The sequence below is a fragment of the Actinoplanes sp. NPDC051343 genome (assembly GCF_044455125.1).
Lineage (GTDB): Bacteria > Actinomycetota > Actinomycetes > Mycobacteriales > Micromonosporaceae > Actinoplanes.
The window spans coordinates 81,386-98,579 of record NZ_JBITEL010000007.1; the positions used below are offsets into that span (position 1 = coordinate 81,386).

The following is a 17,194-nucleotide window of genomic DNA, read 5'->3' on the forward strand; positions in this document are numbered from 1 at the left end:
ACACGATCGCGCCGGCCAGGCGCGGCAGCGAGCCGCGGAGGCGGCGGGTCGTCTGGCGGAACTGCGCGGCCAGGAGTCCTCGGCGGCCGGGCAGGGCGCCAAGCCGGAAGGTTCGACCGTCCACCAGGCCGACCACGCCGCCGAGCTCGCCGACGAGTCCCAGAGATTGTCGATTCAGTCCGCTGAGAACGCGGCGACCGCCGCGAGGTCGAGCGCGGAGATGCATGAGTCGGCTGCGATGCTGCACGAGCGATCCGCGGACGCCGGCCTGGGCGATGCCGAGACGCACCGCAGGCAGGCGCACGAACATCGGGATGCCGCCAAGGCAGATCGGGCCGAGGCGCGGGTCGACGACTCTCTGGCCGAGGAGGCGCGGCAGCGACCGGCCCATGGCCGGAGCGGAGCCGACGAGCACCGTCGCCCGGCGGAGCCGGACGGCGTCTGAGTGCCGGCGACCGCGATCAGTCGGCCCGGAGCAGGCCGCGGCCCGGTGTGCGGGTCGAGCTGAACTCCAGCAGCATGTCGGCCCACCATCGGCCGCGAGTAGAGCGCGATGCCGTGCCGGGCGAAGACCTCGCGGAGGGCCTCGACGGTGCGCTTGTCGCCCGGGTCCCTCATGACGAACAGGTAGGCGCGCGGCAGTTCCAGCACGTACCGGAAGGCGGGCCAGGCGACCGTCACCGACGCGGCCGAGTGCGAGATCTTTACGCCCTCGTCGGAGACGACCCACTGCCGTGGTTCCATCGCGGACGGCGGCATCACGAAGCGGGCCTTTCGCCGCTGGCGGGCCGCGACCGCGATCGACGCGCCGAGCAGGACGCCGAGGGCGCCGCACGACACGGCCTGCCCGGTGCCGGAGACGAGCGCGGCCACCGTCCGGGTGGCACCGGCCAGGAAGATGACGGCGGCGATGACGTAGCTCGGCGTCGCCGACGGATGCTTCCCGGGTACGGCCGGGTGGCCGGCGTAGTGGTCCGGCCCCCGGGTGTACGTGAACTCGATGCGCACCCGGGCATCTTAGGGATTGCGCGTCAGCAGCTCGCGCAGCGACATGGGCGGATGCCCGGTCAGAAGCCGGACGTCGTCGCTGACCGCCGCCAACTCGCCCGACGCGATCGACGTGTACGTGCTCACCCACGCCTCGACCTGCCAGCCGGGGGCGCCGTAGACCGCCCGCGACGCGTACGCCTCGTCCAGGGTCTCGTCGTGGAAACGGACCGCGCGGCCGGTCACCTCGCTGACGGTCGCCGCCGCTTCGGTCAGCGTGATCGCGGCGGGCCCCGTCATGTCGTACGTCCGGCCGGCGTGGGACGGGAACGAGCGCAGGACGGCGACCGCCGCCGCGGCGATGTCGTCCTGCGCGACCAGCGCGGCCCGCCCGTCGCCGGCCGGACCGCGGATCACGCCGTCCTCGCCCGCCATCATCGGCAGGAAGTCGGCGTAGATGTTGTCGCGCAGGAAGGTGTACGGCAGCCCACTCGCCCGGATGTGCTCCTCGGTCGCCCAATGGTCGCGGCCGAGCGTGAACACCGCGTCCGGTGCCGCCCCGACGAACGACGTGTAGACGAGGTGCCCGACCCCGGCGGCGACCGCCGCGTCGACGAAGTTACGGTGCTGGGCAACGCGATCCGGCGCCTCGGCACCCGAGACCATGAACACGACGTCGGCGCCCGCCAGCGCCTGCCGCACCGCGTCGAAGTCGCTGTAGGAAGCCGTCACGACCTCCGATCCGAGCGCCGGGGCCCGGGATGTGTCGCGCACGACCAGACGGGTCCCGCCGCCGAGAAGACGGGCGACCCGGCCGCCGAGGCGCCCGCTGGCGCCGGTAACAACGATCATGAGAGCACCCTCGCTGTGGCCAGTACATCCGCGAACCCCGACGGGTCGAGGTCGAGACCGCCGGGAATCCACGCGACACCCGGCCCGGCCATCGAAGCCAGGATCTCGGCCGGGGACATCCCGGCCGACTGCATCAGCCGGATCTCGCGCGCGTTGATCGCCGGCGGCAACGGCCCGTTGCCCAGGTCGGTGCCGTAGCGCACGCTCCCGCCGTACGACAGGAACTGCCGAAGGTTGCCGACCGCGGTGACCGATTCCGGGGTTTCCGTTCCCCAGCCGTGGATGTCGAGCGTGCTGATCCACGTCATCCGCGCGGCGCAGGCCTTGACGAGCCCCGGATCGAGAGGCGACGTCCACGGCGTGTGGGCCAGGAAGTCGGCGCCGCAGTCGAGGGACCGCTCGACCGTGCCGTCCCCCTCGGCGTGCACGACAACCGGCAACTCCAGCGCGTGCGCCGCCTCGGCAACCGCCGTCATCGTCTTGAGCGAAAGCAGCGGCCCGCCCGCATGCGCCGTCATCTTGATCAGCGTGGCCCCGAGCCGATGGGCCGCATCGACCGCGTCGGCGGCCTCGCCGGCCGAGGCCAGCGAACGCCAGCTTCCGGCCGGCGCCCACGGCCGATCGCTCGGGTAACCGCCGGGAGCGTTCAGAAAGGGCCCGGCAAACCGAACGCTCGGCAGCGTCGGCGCCCCGGACCGCCCGTGGCCCGGGAGCGACGGCATCCCGGACCGCCCGTGGCCGGGGAGCGGCGGCGCCCCGGACCGCCCCCACCCCGTACTGGGTGGGGCCATTAGAGCAGCCCCCACCGACAAGTTTTCGGCGTCGTCCACCGGGGCTGCTGCCCGCCGAGCCAACTCGGCGACCTTTCCCGGGACGCCGCCCAGATCCCAGACCGCGCTGACCCCACCCGCCCGGACCGTCGGCAGGTCGACCAGCGCCGAGTGCACGTGATGGTCCGTGAGGCCGGGCAGCAGCGTGCCGGGCAACCGCTGCACATCGTCCGGAGCGGCGACCACCGATAGATCGGCGACCCGCAGGGCCTGACCGGAGTGCCAGGAGCCGTCCCACCACAGCGAAGCGGCGGCCACCAGTTGCGTCACGACTGCTTGGCGAGCAGGTCGCGCAGGACCGACAGGCCGCGGTGCACCTCGCCGAAACTCGTGCTCAGCGCGGCCGGTCCGATGCGCAGGCCGTCCGGCTGCCGGTAGTCCGGGATGACCCCGCTGTCCCACAGCGGGTCGAGCAGATCGGCGAAACCGGCCCGCCGCAGCGTCACGTGCCCGCCGCGCCGCGCGGGGTCGCGGGGGCTGACCACGGAAACCCCCAGCGGCGCCAGCCACGCGTCGGCCAGATCGAGGGCATATTCGGTGAGCAGCACCGATTTTGCCCGCACCGCCTCGATCCCGGCCGACGCCAGCATGTCGAGATTGGCGTGCAGCGGAACCATCGCCAGGATCGGCGGGGTGCCGCTGAGCAGCGCCCGCGAGCCGGATGCCGGCTCGTAGCCGGGACCCATCTCGAACGACGCGCGATGGCCCATCCAACCCCAGATCGGCTGCCGCAGCTCGGCGAGCAGCTCCCGCCGGGCGTACGCGAAAGCCGGCGCCCCCGGACCCCCGTTGAGATATTTGTAGGTGCAGCCGACTGCCAGGTCGACGCCCCACGCGTCCAGGGAGATCGGCACCGACCCGGCCGAGTGACACAGGTCCCACATCGCCAGCGCGCCGGCCTCGTGCGCGATCCGGCTGATCTCGGCCACCTCGGCCATCCAGCCCGAGCGGTACGCGACGTGGCTGAACAGCACGAGCGCGGTGTCGGAATCGACCTTCTCGGAAACCTGCGCCGGGTGGATGCCCGCCCGCGGATCGGTTTCGATCCACACCAGTTCGAGGCCGCGGTCGGCGGCGATGCCCTCCAGCACGTAGCGGTCGGTCGGGAAGTTGTCGGTGTCGAGCACGACCTTGCGGCGGCCCGGGCGGGCGCCGATCGCGGCCCGGGCCAGCTTGTAGATCAGTACGGTCGTCGAGTCGGCGACCACCACCTGGCCCGGGCCGGCGCCGAGCGCGACCCGGCCGAGCCGGTCGCCCAACTCGAGGGGCCACTCCATCCAGCTGTCGGTCCAGCCGCGGATCAGCCGCCCCGCCCACTGCCGCTGGATGAACTGCTCCATCAGCGTGGCGGTCGCGGCGAGCGGGCGGCCGAGCGAGTTGCCGTCGAGGTAGGAGATGATGTCGGCGCCGGGCGGGGTGATGAAGTCGTCGCGGTAGCGGGCCAGCGGATCGGCCGCGTCCAGGCCGGCGGCGCGTTCGAGCAGGTCGTCGCTCAATGGGGGACTCCGATCTCGGTGCGTACGGCGTACAGCTCGGGGAAGAACGTCAGGTCGAGCGCGTCCCGCAGAAACTTGACGCCGCTGGAGCCGCCGGTGCCACGCTTGAAGCCGATCGTGCGCTCCACGGTCTTGAGGTGCCGGAACCGCCACAGCTGGAAGTTTTCCTCCAGGTCGACCAGTTCCTCGCACGCCTCGTAGGCCCCCCAGAACTGCTCCGGGTCGGAGTAGATGCGTTTGAAGACGGGCACCAGGTCCTCGTTGAAGGCGTACGGCAGGGTGACGTCGCGCTGCAGCAGCTCGACCGGCACGTCGTGGCCGTGCCGGGCCAGGTAGCGCAGGAATTCGTCGTAGACGCTGGGCGCCTCGAGGGCCTCGACCAGCATCGCGCGGGCGTCCGGCTCGTCGTTGAAGATCGAGAGCATCCGGCGGTCCTTGTTGCCGAGTGTGAACTCGACCGCCCGGTACTGGTAGGACTGGAAGCCCGACGAGGTGCCGAGGAAGCTACGGAATTCCGCGTATTCACTGGGCGTGAGCGTCGCCAGCACCGACCACTGCTCGGTCAGCGTGCGCTGGATGTGTTTGACCCGGGCCAGACCCTTGAGCGCCGGCCGCAGCTCGTCCTTGGCCAGCTGGCGCAGCACCGCCTGCAGTTCGTGCAGTACCAGCTTGAGCCAGAGCTCCGAGGTCTGGTGCTGCAGGATGAACAGCAGCTCGTCGTGGTGTTCGGGAACGCTCACGGGGTGTTGAGCGTGCAGAATCTCGTCGAGGTGCAGGTAACGCCCGTACGAGAGGTTGACCTTGAAATCGTGGACGATGCCGTCCTCGAGGGGTCGCTGGTTCTCGGCCATGCCTGAAGGAGAACACACGAGGTCAGAGGTTGGCGAGGGACCCGTCGGTAAGGATCGGACCCCAGTACACCCACTGACCCTCGTGGCGTACGAACCGGCTCCGCTCGACCATGTCGCCGGGCTTGCCGTGGTCGCGGTAGTGCGCCCGGAACTCGACCACGCCCTCGGCGTCGAACAGGCCGCCACCGGTCGACTCGATGATGTCGAGGCCGACCCAGCGCAGGCCGGTGTCGGGTTCGATCGTGGCCGGGCGGGTGTGCGGGTGCCAGGTGCGGAGCACGTAGTCGTCGTCGTCTCGCGCGAACGCGCTGTAGCGCGAGCGCATGAGAGCCTCGGCGGACGAGGGCGGGGTGCCCTGGTGGGCCGGGCCGCAGCACTCCGCGTACGGCAGGCCGCGCCCGCAAGGGCAGAGAGCTTGTTTCGCCATGGTGTGAAGTCTCTCAGCCCGCCTGCTCGACCACGATCCCGCTGATCACCTGCTGGCACCGCACCAGTTCGCCGATCAGCCCCTGCATCTCCTCGATCGCCTCGACCGCGTTCTGCGTGTCGGCCCGGATGCCGCCGACCTGGGTGCCGATCTCGCTGGTGGCGGTTGCGGTCTCGTTGGCCAGGTCCTTGACCTCGCTGGCCACGACCGCGAACCCGCGCCCGGCCTCGCCGGCCCGCGCCGCCTCGATGGTCGCGTTGAGCGCGAGCAGGTTGGTCTGCTTGGCGATCGTGGCGATCAGCTGCACGACCTTGCCGATCTCGATGCCCTTGGACTCGAGCCGCTGGATGACGGCGACCGTCATTTCGGCGGCCTTCACGGCGTTCCGGCAGGCGGTCGCCATGTCGCTGCTGACGTCGGCCAGCCGGTGCCCGGACACCGACAGCTGCGCGGGCGACGACCAGTCGTCCTGCGCGGTGGCGTCGGCCGTCCAGTCGTCACCCTGGTCCCACTCGCTCATGCCGCCCCCGCTCCGACCGCCGCTACGCGGCTCCACGATCTCATCCGATATGCGGGGTCCGGGCAGATTTACGCTATTCCGCCGGGACCGCGGTCTCGCCGGAATCAGTCCTGGCCCGGGCTCGCCGTGGGGAACCCGGCCGCCCGGGCGCATTCGAGCAGGCGCTTGTCGTAGGTGACGAAGGCAAGCAGCGGAGTCCCGGACTCGTGGGTCAGGATCTGCGCTGTCGCCAGGTGGATGGAGTCGAGGCTGCGAAGCGTCGGCTCGGCGTATGCGGCGGCGGTCGCGCGAATCGTCCCGTCGATCTCGAGCCGGAAGAGACGCCCGACCGCGGCCGGGACGCCCACCAAGGCCTGCGGCGCGAAACGGCGGAGGGCTCGGGGAACTTCGACCTCGACCAGGGCGGAGGAAACCAGTGGCACGTCCTTATGTGCATGCAGCCAGGAGGCCAGATCGGCGCTGTTGGCCTCCTGCCGGACCAGTTTGACGACGGCGGCGGAGTCGAGGTAGATCACCAGCGCTCCTCGTCCCGCATCTCGGCGAGCGCTGCCGCCACGTCCACGCTGTCGTCGCCGAGCTTCGGCGGCAGGGGTACCGGCCCGGAGCTGGTCGGGGCAGCCGCCCGCCCGGAGGCCACCAGCCGCGCCAGGACGGTCCGGTCACCGTCCACCGGGACCAGCCGAGCGATCGGATGCCCACGATCGGTGATCTCTACTGTCTCGCCACCGCTGACCCGTGCCAGCACCTGACTAGTGTTCTGATTCAGCTCCCGGACACCGATACTCTCCATGGCATCAAGTGTAGAACGAAATGTTCTACCCGCGAAGGACGGTCTTCGAAGCAGGCGCGTTATGGAACCGAGGTGTAAGCGGTGACGGATCCTGCGGTGCGGGCGACTACGGAGAGTGTTTGCTTACTCGCATAACTCTCGGTTTCGGGTGGCGGAGGTGTACAGGTCGCGCAACATCGTGGAAACAATGGTGGTGGGCGCGGTCGGTACTTATGACAGGGTTTGCAATTCCAGTCACGCTGCCTCGTACCGGCTGCAAGCTGCGGTTCGAGATTTGCAGTCCGCTGACGTAGGATTCCGCCGTGACCAAACGTCTAGCCGAGGTGGCTAAGAAGGCCGGGGTCAGCGAGGCGACCGTGAGCCGGGTGCTCAACGGGCGCAACGGTGTCTCCGAGGCCACCCGGGCGTCGGTGCTGACCGCGCTCGATGTCCTGGGTTATGAGCGGCCCACCAAACTGCGGGGCGAGCGCGGCCGGCTGGTCGGCCTCGTCCTGCCCGAACTGCAGAACCCGATCTTCCCGGCGCTGGCCGAGGTGGTGACGGCCTCGCTCGCGCAGCGCGGATTCACCCCGCTGCTGGCGGCCCGCACGATCGGCGGCGTGCCCGAGCGTGACTACATCGAGATGCTGCTCGACCATCAGGTGTCGGGCGTGGTGTTCGCCGGCGGGTCGTACGCGCTGGCCGACGCCGAGCACGGGCACTACCGGGCGCTGACCGACCGCCGCATGCCGGTCGTCATGGTCAATGCGGGCGTCGACGACCTGGGGTTCCCGCACATCTCGACCGACGACGCGGTGGCGGTCGAGCAGGCGTACGGGCACCTGAAGTCGCTGGGTCACCGGCGGGTCGGCATGGTCATGGGCCCGGAGGACCATGTGCCGTCCCGGCGCAAGATAGCCGCCCTGGCCCAGATCGCCGGGGTGCAGGGCGAGTCCTGGTTCGTCGAGCGCACCACGTTCTCGATGGAGAGTGCCCGCCTGGCCGCGGGGCGCCTGATCGAGAAGGGCGTGACCGGCATGATCTGCGCGAGCGACGTGATCGCGCTCGGTTCCATCCGCGCCGCCCGCCGGCTCGGCCTCGAGGTGCCCCGTGACATCTCGGTCGTGGGCTACGACGACTCGGCGCTGATGACGTGCACCGACCCGCCGCTGACGACCGTGCGGCAGCCGATCGAGATGATGGGGCAGGCGGCGGTCGACCTGCTTGTCAACCAGATCGAGGGCAGCGGTGTCGCGCCCGACGAGTTGCTGTTCGAGCCGGAACTGGTGGTGCGCGGGTCGACGGGTCCGGCTTTGACAAGAGTCTGACCAGCACGAACGTACGGAAAGGGCGGGCCTGCGGGCTCGCCCTTTTTCGTTTCCCGGAGGCATCCTGTGTACATCTGCCGGAGTTTCAGTCGCATCTTTTCAAAGCACAGTCGAAACCTTGCCGAAATACGACGGCCTAGTTACAGTGACTCCACTCACGCTGGGCCTCGGCGGCGACCCCGGGGAACACGCGGCGACGACAGCGCAGATCAGTGAAGTCCATGGATAGCTTCGTTCGGAGAAGGGATGGACTCATGTCCGTACCGCAATACCGGAAGGCCGTGGCAGCAGCCCTAGCGGCCGGCCTGGGACTCAGCCTCGCGGCGTGCTCCACCAAGAGCAGCGACGACAGCGGCTCCAAGAGCGCCGGCGGCAAGGTGACCATCTCGGTCGACTGCCAGCCGGACAACTCGCAGAAGGACCTTCAGAAGGACTGGAACGACGACGTCGCCGCCTTCCAGGCGCAGAACCCGAACATCACGATCAAGAGCGTGAGTGTCGGGCAGCAGTGCGACAACCCGCCGGACTTCACCGCCCGCCTCACCGGCGGCACCGAGACCGACGTCTTCTACGCCTACATGACCGACGTCCAGCAGGTGCTCGACTCGGGCCAGGCGATGGACATCAGCCAGTACGCGACCAAGGACAACATCCCGACCTGGGACGACATCGACCCGCAGGCCAAGGCGATCTTCCAGGACGGCGGCAAGCAGTACGCCATCCCGACGAAGAACTACTCGATGGGCCTGCTCTACAACAAGACGCTGTTCGCCAAGGCCGGTCTCGACGTCAGCAACCCGCCCAAGACCTGGGCCGACGTCCGGGCCGCGGCCAAGAAGATCTCGGCGCTCGGCGGCGGGGTCGCCGGCTACGGCGACTACAGCGCCGGCAACACCGGCGGCTGGCACTACGCCGCCGAGCTCTACTCGCTGGGCGGCCAGATGCTGAGCGACGACAGCAAGAAGGCCGACTTCAACAACCCGATGGGCAAGCAGGTCCTGCAGAACCTCAAGGACATGCGCTTCACCGACAACAGCATGGGCACCCGCCAGCTGCTGCAGTGGCCCGACCTGCTGACGCTCGCCGCGTCCAACAAGGTCGGCATGCTGATCGGCGCGCCCGACGTCACCACCGCGATCGTCACCCAGTTCAAGGGCAAGTACGAGGACTGGGCGATGGGCCCGATGCCTGGCCAGGACGGCCCGGCCAAGGCCGCCCTCGGCGGCGGCGAGGGTTACTTCTTCAAGAAGGGCCTGACTCCCGACCAGGTCAAGGCCGGCCTGAAGTGGCTCGCCTTCGAGAAGCTGACCCCGGGCAAGGGCCAGTTCGACTACCCCCGGGCCAAGCCGCAGAACCAGCCGGTCGGCCTGCCCGAGCCGCAGCTGTTCACCAACGGCAGCCCGGCGGCGACGCAGGAGCAGTCGGACCGCAAGGCCAACGCCAACCTGCCGGCGGAGAACTTCGCGCTCTTCGAGCAGAACCCGGTGCCGATCAAGGTCGAGCCGAAGAACGCCCAGGCGATCTACGCGGTGCTCGACAGCGCGATGTCCGGCGTGCTGACCAAGCAGAACGCCAGCGTCGACCAGCTGCTCTCGACCGCCGAGACCAAGGTCAACTCACTCATGGCCTCCGGTAGCTGACCGAGCCAATGAAGATGCGGGGGCCGCCAGGTCCCCGCATCGGAGGAGAAGGAGTCTCCCTTGGCGATCACCACCGCCCCGGTAAAGGCCCGCCGCTCGGCGTCGCCCTACCTGATGAAGGCCCGACGCACGAGCATGGGCCGCAAGTTCCAGGACAACGTCACCGGATACACGTTCCTGATCGGGGCGATCCTGTGCTTCGCCCTCTTCTACTGGTACCCGATGATCCGCGGCGTCGTGATGAGCTTCCAGCACACCAGGCGCGGCGTGACCACGTGGGTGGGCTGGGACAACTACGTCCGCATCGTGCACGACGTGAGCTTCTGGGCCGCGTGGAAGAACACCCTCTATTTCACGGTCCTGGCAATGGTTCTCGGCTACGCGGTGCCGTTCTTCGTGGCGATCCTGCTCAACGAGTTGCGGCACGCCAAGGGATATCTGCGGATCCTGGTCTACCTGCCGGTGATGCTGCCGCCCGCCTCGTCGCTCTTCCTCTTCAAGTACTACGCGTACGACCCGAGCAAGGCCGGCCTGTTCAACGCGATCCTGAGCGCCCTGCATCTCCCGACCTCCCAGTGGATGCAGTCGACCGCGGTCGCGGTCCCGGCCATGGTGATCGCCTCGACCTGGATGAACATGGGCAGCGCGGTGCTGATCTATCTGGCCTCGCTGCAGACGATCCCGGGCGAGCTCTACGAGGCGGCCGAGCTCGACGGTGCGGGCGTCCTTCGTCGGATGTGGAGCGTGACCATCCCGCAGACCCGGCTGATCCTGGCGCTGCTCGCGATGCTGCAGATCGTCGCCACCATGCAGCTGTTCATCGAACCGCTGATCCTGGCCAACGGCGCCGGCGTCCAGGACTCGGCCACGTCGGTCGCCTATCTGATCTACCAGCACGGCTTCTTCCAGAACGACCTCAACGGCGCCGCTGCGCTGGGCATCATCATGCTGCTGGTCCTCGCCGCCTTCTCTGCCGTCTACGTGCGGCTCACCACGAAGGAGAACGCCTGATGGCCAAGACAACGGATTCGGGCAGCCGGACGCTCATCTCCGACGCCCAGATCGGCCGCGGCCGGGGCAAGGTCCTCTATTGGATCGTGCTCGCGGCGGTGGTGCTCGTCTTCACCGTCGTGTTCATCGGGCCGCTCTACTGGATGGTCACCGGCGCGCTCAAGTCGGGCCAGGAGATCGCGCAGACCCCGCCGACGTTGTTCCCCCAGCATCCCCAGCCGTCGAACTACTCCGACGCGTGGAACGACCTCAACCTCGGCAAGCTGATGTTCAACACGTTCTACTACGCGGCCGGCGCGGTGGTGTTCCAGCTCATCTTCGACACGGCGGCGGCGTACGCGCTTTCCAAGCTCCGCCCGATCTTCGGCAACGTGGTCCTGGGTCTGATGCTGGCCACGCTGATGATCCCGGCGATGGTGCTGATCGTCCCCCAGTACGTGACCGCGATCGACCTGCCGCTCGTGCACGTCAGCCTGCTCGACTCGCCGTGGGCGATCTGGCTACCGCTGATCGCCAACGCGTTCAACATCTTCCTGCTCAAGCGGTTCTTCGACTCGATCCCCGAGGACCTCATGGCGGCGGCCATGGTCGACGGCGCGTCGCCGCTGCGCACGCTCTGGTCGATCATCCTGCCGATGTCGCGGCCGATCCTCGGCGTGGTCTCGATCTTTGCGGTGACCGCGGTCTGGAAGGACTTCCTCTGGCCGAAGCTGGTGATGCCGTCGCCGGAGACGCGCACGCTCAGCGTCGGCATCTATGCCTTCTCCGGTGGCTCGCCGATGAACGAGGTGGTCGCCGCCTCGGTCATCGCGGCGATCCCGACCGTGATCATCTTTCTGATCTTCCAGCGCAACATCATGTCCGGCCTGACTGCCGGCAGCGTCAAGGGCTAGCGGGCCAGGGTCCCGCCCGCCGGGATCACCCTGTCCTAAACCAACTGAAATATACGCAGAAAGCAGGTGCTTGTGTCCACAACAGACGGTGGTCCGTGGTGGCGTAGCGCGGTTATCTACCAGGTGTACCCGCGAAGTTTCGCCGACGGGAACGGCGACGGGGTCGGGGACATCGGCGGCATCCGCACGCACCTGGGACACCTGCGCGAGCTAGGTGTCGACGCGATCTGGATGAGCCCGTGGTACCCGTCGCCGATGGCCGACGGCGGCTACGACGTGGCCGACTTCCGCGACATCGACCCGGTCTTCGGCACCCTGGCCGAGGCCGAGACGCTGATCGAGGAGGCGCACGCGGCCGGCATCCGCATGATCGTCGACATCGTGCCCAACCACATCTCGAGCGAGCACCCGTGGTTCAAGGCCGCGCTGGCCGACCCGGCGGCGCCCGAGCGCGAGCTGTTCTGGTTCCGGCCCGGCCGGGGCGAGAACGGCGACCAGATGCCGACGGACTGGCGAGGGGAGTTCGACGGCACGACCTGGACGCGTACGCCCGACGGCGCCTGGTACCTGCACCTGTTCACCCCGGAGCAGCCCGACCTCAACTGGGACCACCCGGCGGTACGGGCCGAGTTCGAGAGCATCCTGCGGTTCTGGTTCGACCGCGGGGTCGACGGCATCCGCATCGACTCGGCCGCCCTGCTGCTCAAGGACCCCACACTGCCGGAGGTCGTGGCGGACACGCCGCACCCGTTCCAGGATCTTGACGGGGTCCATGACGTCTATCGCGCCTGGCGGCGCGTCTCCGATTCGTACGCGGGAGACCGTGCCCTGATCGGCGAGGTGTGGATGCCGGAGGTCGAGCGGTTCGCCAACTACCTCCGCCCGGACGAGTTGCACGCCGCGTTCAACTTCGACCTGCTCGGCTGCGCGTGGGACCCGACGCTGATGCGGGAGAGCATCGACCGTACGCTCCACGCCCATGCCGCCGTCGGCGCCCCGGCCACCTGGGTGTTGTCCAATCACGACGTCACCCGTCACGTGACCCGCTACGGGCGCGAGGACACGACGTTCAGCTTCCACAACAACCTCGACGGCACCCCGGTCGACCTCGAGCTGGGCACCCGGCGCGCTCGCGCGGCGGCCCTGCTGTCGCTCTCGCTGCCCGGCGCCACCTACATCTATCAGGGCGAGGAGCTCGGCCTGTGGGAGAACGAGGCGATCCCGGAAGATCAGCACCAGGACCCGATGTGGGCCCGGCGCGGGCACGGCCGGGACGGCTGCCGGGTGCCCCTGCCCTGGTCGGGCGACGAGCCGCCGTTTGCGTTCAGCACCGCCACGCCGTGGCTGCCCCAGCCCCCGGACTGGAAGGGCCTGACCGCCCAGGCCCAGAGCGGCGACCCCAGTTCGATGCTCTCGTTGTACAGGTCCGCGATCGCGCTACGCCGCGACGAGCTGGGCCTGCACGACTCGGCGATGGCGTGGATCGACCTGCATCCCCAGGTCCTCGCGTACTGCCGGGGCGCCGCGTTCGCGTGCGTCCTCAACCTGTCCGACGCGCCGGTGGCGCTGCCGGACCACGAGTCCCTTCTGCTCGCCAGTGGCCCTCTCGACGGTGACCGCATCCCCCCGGACACCGCCGTTTGGCTGCGCATGCGCTGAAGTCTCCCCGGCGTCGCCCTCCACCGGGCGGCGCCGGGCAGCTGGTGATCAGAAGGCAGGGGTTCACTCACCAGAAAGGTGCGCTCCCGCCATGCACAAGCTCAGAAGACGACTTCTCGCGGCCGCCGCCGCGGTCGGAGTCGTTTCCGTTCTCATCTCCGCACCCACGATGGCGATGGCCGCCGGTCCCAACCTGGCCGCCGGCAAGACCTTTACCGCCAGCACCTTCACCGACGTCTACCCGGCCGGCAACGCGGGTGACGGCAACGCCAACTCCTACTGGGAGAGCCAGAACAACGCCTTCCCGCAATGGCTCCAGGTCGACCTGGGCTCGTCGGTCGCGATCAACCAGCTCGTCCTCAAGCTGCCGCCGGCCACCTCGTGGGCGACCCGCACCGAGACCCTGTCCGTGCAGGGCAGCACCAACGGCTCCAGCTTCAGCAACCTGGTGGCCGGTGCGGGTTACACGTTCGACCCGGCCACCGGCAACACCGCGACGATCAACCTGAGCGGGCAGGCGACGACCCGGTACGTACGCCTGAACTTCACCGCGAACACCGGATGGTCGGCCGCTCAGCTCTCCGAGCTCGAGGTCTACGGCCCGGCGAGTGGTGACACGCAGGCGCCCGGCGCGCCCGGCAACCTGGCCTACACCCAGCCGGCGTCCGGCCAGATCCGCCTGAGCTGGAACGCGTCGACCGACAACGTCGGCGTCACCGGCTACGACATCTACGCCAACGGCAGCCTGCTGACCTCGGTGGCCGGCAACGTGCTGACCTACACCGACATGCGGGCCGACAGCGCGACCGTCTCCTACTACGTCAAGGCGCACGACGCGGCCGGCAACGCCTCGGCGGCCAGCAACACGGTGACCCGCACCGGCGCTTCCGGCGACACACAGGCGCCCACGACTCCGGGGACGCTGTCCTACACCTCGCCGGGCTCCGGGCAGATCAAACTGTCGTGGGGCGGGTCGACCGACAACGTCGGGGTGACCGGCTACAACGTCTACGCCAACGGGGCGCTGCGGACCACGGTCAACGCGCTCACCTACACCGACAGCCAGCCGGACAGCGCGACAGTCTCGTACTACGTCAAGGCGCGCGACGCGGCCGGCAACGAGAGTGCCGCGAGCAACACGGTGACCCGCACCGGTACGGCGACCGGCGGGACGAACCTCGCGCTGGGCAAGCCGATCGAGGCTTCCTCGACCGTCTTCACCTTCGTGGCCGCCAACGCTAACGACAACGACGCGGCCACCTACTGGGAGGGCTCGGCCTACCCGGCCAACCTGACCGTGCACCTGGGCGCCAACGCGGCCGTCAGCTCGGTGGTCGTCAAGCTCAACCCGGACAGCTCCTGGGGCACCCGCCAGCAGACCTTCTCCGTGCAGGGCCGCGAGCAGAGCTCGACGACGTTCACGACGCTGGTCGGCTCCGCCTCGTACACCTTCAACCCGGCCACCGGCAACACGGTGACCGTCCCGGTCAGCGCAACCACCGCGGACCTGCGCCTGTCCTTCACCGCCAACAGCGGTGCGCCGAGCGGGCAGGTGGCGGAACTCCAGGTCATCGGCACCCCGGCCCCGAACCCCGACCTGACGGTCAGCGGCATGTCGTTCTCCCCGGCTTCGCCGGTCGAGACCGACGCGGTCACTCTCTCGGCGACCGTACGCAACGCCGGTACGGCTTCCAGCCCCGCTTCCAACGTCAACTTCTACCTGGGTGCGGCCAAGGTCGGCACCGCTGCCGTTCCGGCTCTCGCCGCTGGGGCGTCGACCACGGTGTCGGCCAACGTCGGCGCGCAGAACGCCGGCACCTATTCGGTCAAGTCGGTCGTCGACGAGGCCAACACGGTCATCGAGACCAACGACGCCAACAACTCCTACAACAACCCGACGAGTCTGACCGTCTCGCCGGTGGCCAGCTCCGACCTGGTCGCGTCGTCGGTCGCGTGGTCGCCGGGCAACCCGTCCGCCGGCAACACGGTCACCTTCACCGCCACGCTCAAGAATCAGGGCACGATCGCCTCGGGCAGCGGCTCGCACGCCGTGACCGTGACCGTGGTTTCCGGGTCTTCGACCGTGGCCACGCTGACCGGGTCGTACACCGGAACGCTGGCGGCCGGCGCGTCCTCACCGGCCATCACGCTCGGCACCTGGAAGGCCGCGAACGGCAAGTACACGGTGCACACCGTGGTCGCCGTCGACCCGAACGAGCTGTCGGTCAAGCAGGCGAACAACACGTCCGACAAGCCGCTGTTCGTCGGTCGGGGCGCCAACATGCCCTACGACGCCTACGAGGCCGAGGACGGTCAGATCGGCGGCGGCGCGGCGATCGTCGGGCCCAACCGTACGGTCGGCGACCTGGCCGGTGAGGCCTCGGGCCGCAAAGCCGTCACGCTGAACACGACCGGCGCGTTCGTCCAATGGACCACGCGCGCCTCGACGAACACGCTGGTCGCCCGGTTCTCGATCCCGGACGGCACCACCAGCTCGATCAACGTCTACGTCAACGGCACCCTCAACAAGACGCTGCCGCTCGACTCCAAGTACGCCTGGCTCTACGGCGACGAAACTGCGCCGCAGAACTCGGGCAGCGGGCCGCGGCACATCTACGACGAGGCCAACATCATGCTGAACGGCACGGTGGCGGCCGGCAGCACGATCAAGCTGCAGAAGGACGGCGGCAACCCGGGCAACATCGCGATCGACTTCATCAACACCGAGCAGGTCGCGCCGATCGCCAACCCGGATCCTTCGAAGTACGTCGTACCGGCCGGCTTCGACCAGCAGTCGGTGCAGAACGCCCTCGACGCGGCCCGCCAGGACACCACCAAGACCGGCGTCTACCTGCCGACTGGCAGCTACGCGATCCAGGGCAAGCTCAACGTCTACGGCCGGGCTCTGTCGGTCGTCGGCGCCGGACCGTGGTACACGCAGTTCCTGACGCCGCAGACCCAGAACAACAGTGACGCCGGCTTCTCCGTACAGACCGGCGGCGACGGATCCACGTTCAGCGGGTTCGCGTTCTTCGGCAACTACAACATCCGCCAGGACGGCCCGGGCAAGGTCTTCGACCTGCACGGCGTTCACAACATCACGGTCGACAACCTCTGGGCCGAACACGTCATGTGTCTGGTCTGGGGTACCAACGTCGACAACTCTGTCTTCAAGAATTCGAGGATCCGGGACACGTTCGCGGACGGCATCAACCTGACCAACAACAGCACCGGCAACCTGATCGACAACGACGACGCCCGGGCCACCGGCGACGACAGCTTCGCCCTTTTCTCGGCGATCGACCAGGCCAGCGGTGACGAGACCGGCAACACGCTGTCCAACCTGTCGGCCACGCTGACCTGGCGGGCCGCCGGCATCGCCGTCTACGGCGGCTACAACAACACCTTCAAGAACCTGTACGTCGCCGACCAGCTGGTCTACGCCGGCATCACGATCAGCTCGCTCGACTTCGGTATCCCGATGAACGGCTTCGGTGCCAGCCCGCCGACGACGTTCGACAACATCTCACTCGTCCGGTCGGGTGGCCACTTCTGGGGCCAGCAGACGTTCCCGGCGATGTGGCTGTTCTCCGCGTCGAAGGTCTTCCAGGGCATCCGGGTGTCCAACATCGACATCGTCGACCCGACCTACTCGGGCATCATGTTCCAGACCAACTACGCGAACAACGCACCGCAGAACCCGATCACCGACACGGTCTTCACCAACGTGACGATCAGCGGTGCGCAGAAGAGCGGCGACCAGTTCGACGCCAAGTCCGGCTTCGGCATCTGGGCCAACCCGCTGCCCGAGGCCAACCAAGGCCCGGCGGTCGGCTCGGCGACCTTCACCAACCTGCAGTTCAGCAACAACGCGGTCGACATCAACAACCCGACCACGACCTTCACCATCAACCGGAACTGATCTTTGTCG

The 17,194-nt window shown here is 68.7% G+C and carries 15 protein-coding genes; 6 read left to right on the forward strand and 9 right to left on the reverse strand.

The annotated features are described in order from the left end of the window. Positions 1-174 precede the first annotated feature (174 nt). The 9 genes from ACIA5C_RS23265 to ACIA5C_RS23305 are packed head-to-tail and all read right to left on the reverse strand — an operon-like array spanning position 175 to position 6,753. Positions 175-1,008, reverse strand: a complete 834-nt coding sequence (locus ACIA5C_RS23265; RefSeq protein WP_396057859.1) for a hypothetical protein — start codon at positions 1,006-1,008, stop codon at positions 175-177. Between the two features lie 9 nt (positions 1,009-1,017). Continuing rightward, positions 1,018-1,839, reverse strand: a complete 822-nt coding sequence (locus tag ACIA5C_RS23270; RefSeq protein WP_396057861.1) for an SDR family oxidoreductase — start codon at positions 1,837-1,839, stop codon at positions 1,018-1,020. Further along, complete coding sequence (locus ACIA5C_RS23275) at positions 1,836-2,939, reverse strand: amidohydrolase (RefSeq protein ID WP_396057863.1); 1,104 nt, start codon at positions 2,937-2,939, stop codon at positions 1,836-1,838. The genes ACIA5C_RS23270 and ACIA5C_RS23275 overlap by 4 nt, the downstream gene beginning before the upstream one ends. Next, positions 2,936-4,165: a kynureninase gene (kynU, locus tag ACIA5C_RS23280; protein WP_396057865.1), complete on the reverse strand. Its 1,230-nt coding sequence runs from the start codon at positions 4,163-4,165 to the stop codon at positions 2,936-2,938. Before kynU ends, ACIA5C_RS23275 begins: the two co-directional genes overlap by 4 nt. Further along, the gene (locus ACIA5C_RS23285) at positions 4,162-5,016 is read right to left on the reverse strand and encodes a tryptophan 2,3-dioxygenase (protein ID WP_396057867.1); all 855 of its coding nucleotides are present in this window, start codon (positions 5,014-5,016) and stop codon (positions 4,162-4,164) included. Before ACIA5C_RS23285 ends, kynU begins: the two co-directional genes overlap by 4 nt. Positions 5,017-5,038: 22 nt before the next feature. Beyond that, positions 5,039-5,443, reverse strand: a complete 405-nt coding sequence (locus ACIA5C_RS23290) for a YchJ family protein (protein WP_396057869.1) — start codon at positions 5,441-5,443, stop codon at positions 5,039-5,041. Between the two features lie 13 nt (positions 5,444-5,456). Further along, on the reverse strand, positions 5,457-6,116 hold the full coding sequence (locus ACIA5C_RS23295) for a methyl-accepting chemotaxis protein (RefSeq protein ID WP_396057871.1): 660 nt from the start codon (positions 6,114-6,116) through the stop codon (positions 5,457-5,459). Continuing rightward, the gene (locus tag ACIA5C_RS23300; protein ID WP_396057873.1) at positions 6,068-6,478 is read right to left on the reverse strand and encodes a type II toxin-antitoxin system VapC family toxin; all 411 of its coding nucleotides are present in this window, start codon (positions 6,476-6,478) and stop codon (positions 6,068-6,070) included. Before ACIA5C_RS23300 ends, ACIA5C_RS23295 begins: the two co-directional genes overlap by 49 nt. After that, a complete protein-coding gene (locus ACIA5C_RS23305; protein ID WP_396057875.1) occupies positions 6,475-6,753 on the reverse strand; it encodes a type II toxin-antitoxin system Phd/YefM family antitoxin in 279 nt (92 codons plus the stop codon). The genes ACIA5C_RS23300 and ACIA5C_RS23305 overlap by 4 nt, the downstream gene beginning before the upstream one ends. A 302-nt stretch (positions 6,754-7,055) precedes the next feature. Between ACIA5C_RS23305 and ACIA5C_RS23310 the strand changes: the two genes are divergently transcribed. From ACIA5C_RS23310 to ACIA5C_RS23335, 6 genes are all read left to right on the forward strand, one after another. Then, positions 7,056-8,060, forward strand: coding sequence for a LacI family DNA-binding transcriptional regulator (locus tag ACIA5C_RS23310; RefSeq protein WP_396057878.1), 1,005 nt, complete (start codon positions 7,056-7,058; stop codon positions 8,058-8,060). Positions 8,061-8,314: 254 nt separating this feature from the next. Next, entirely contained in the window at positions 8,315-9,700 is a 1,386-nt protein-coding gene (locus ACIA5C_RS23315; RefSeq protein WP_396057880.1) for an ABC transporter substrate-binding protein, read from the forward strand. Between the two features lie 60 nt (positions 9,701-9,760). Next, entirely contained in the window at positions 9,761-10,711 is a 951-nt protein-coding gene (locus ACIA5C_RS23320; RefSeq protein WP_396057882.1) for a carbohydrate ABC transporter permease, read from the forward strand. Beyond that, positions 10,711-11,604, forward strand: coding sequence for a carbohydrate ABC transporter permease (locus ACIA5C_RS23325; RefSeq protein ID WP_396057884.1), 894 nt, complete (start codon positions 10,711-10,713; stop codon positions 11,602-11,604). The genes ACIA5C_RS23320 and ACIA5C_RS23325 overlap by 1 nt, the downstream gene beginning before the upstream one ends. Before the next feature lie 72 nt (positions 11,605-11,676). Continuing rightward, on the forward strand, positions 11,677-13,263 hold the full coding sequence (locus ACIA5C_RS23330; RefSeq protein ID WP_396057886.1) for a glycoside hydrolase family 13 protein: 1,587 nt from the start codon (positions 11,677-11,679) through the stop codon (positions 13,261-13,263). Positions 13,264-13,354: 91 nt separating this feature from the next. Continuing rightward, positions 13,355-17,185 (forward strand): discoidin domain-containing protein, encoded by a 3,831-nt coding sequence (locus ACIA5C_RS23335; RefSeq protein WP_396057888.1) that lies wholly within the window; start codon positions 13,355-13,357, stop codon positions 17,183-17,185. Positions 17,186-17,194 lie beyond the last annotated feature (9 nt).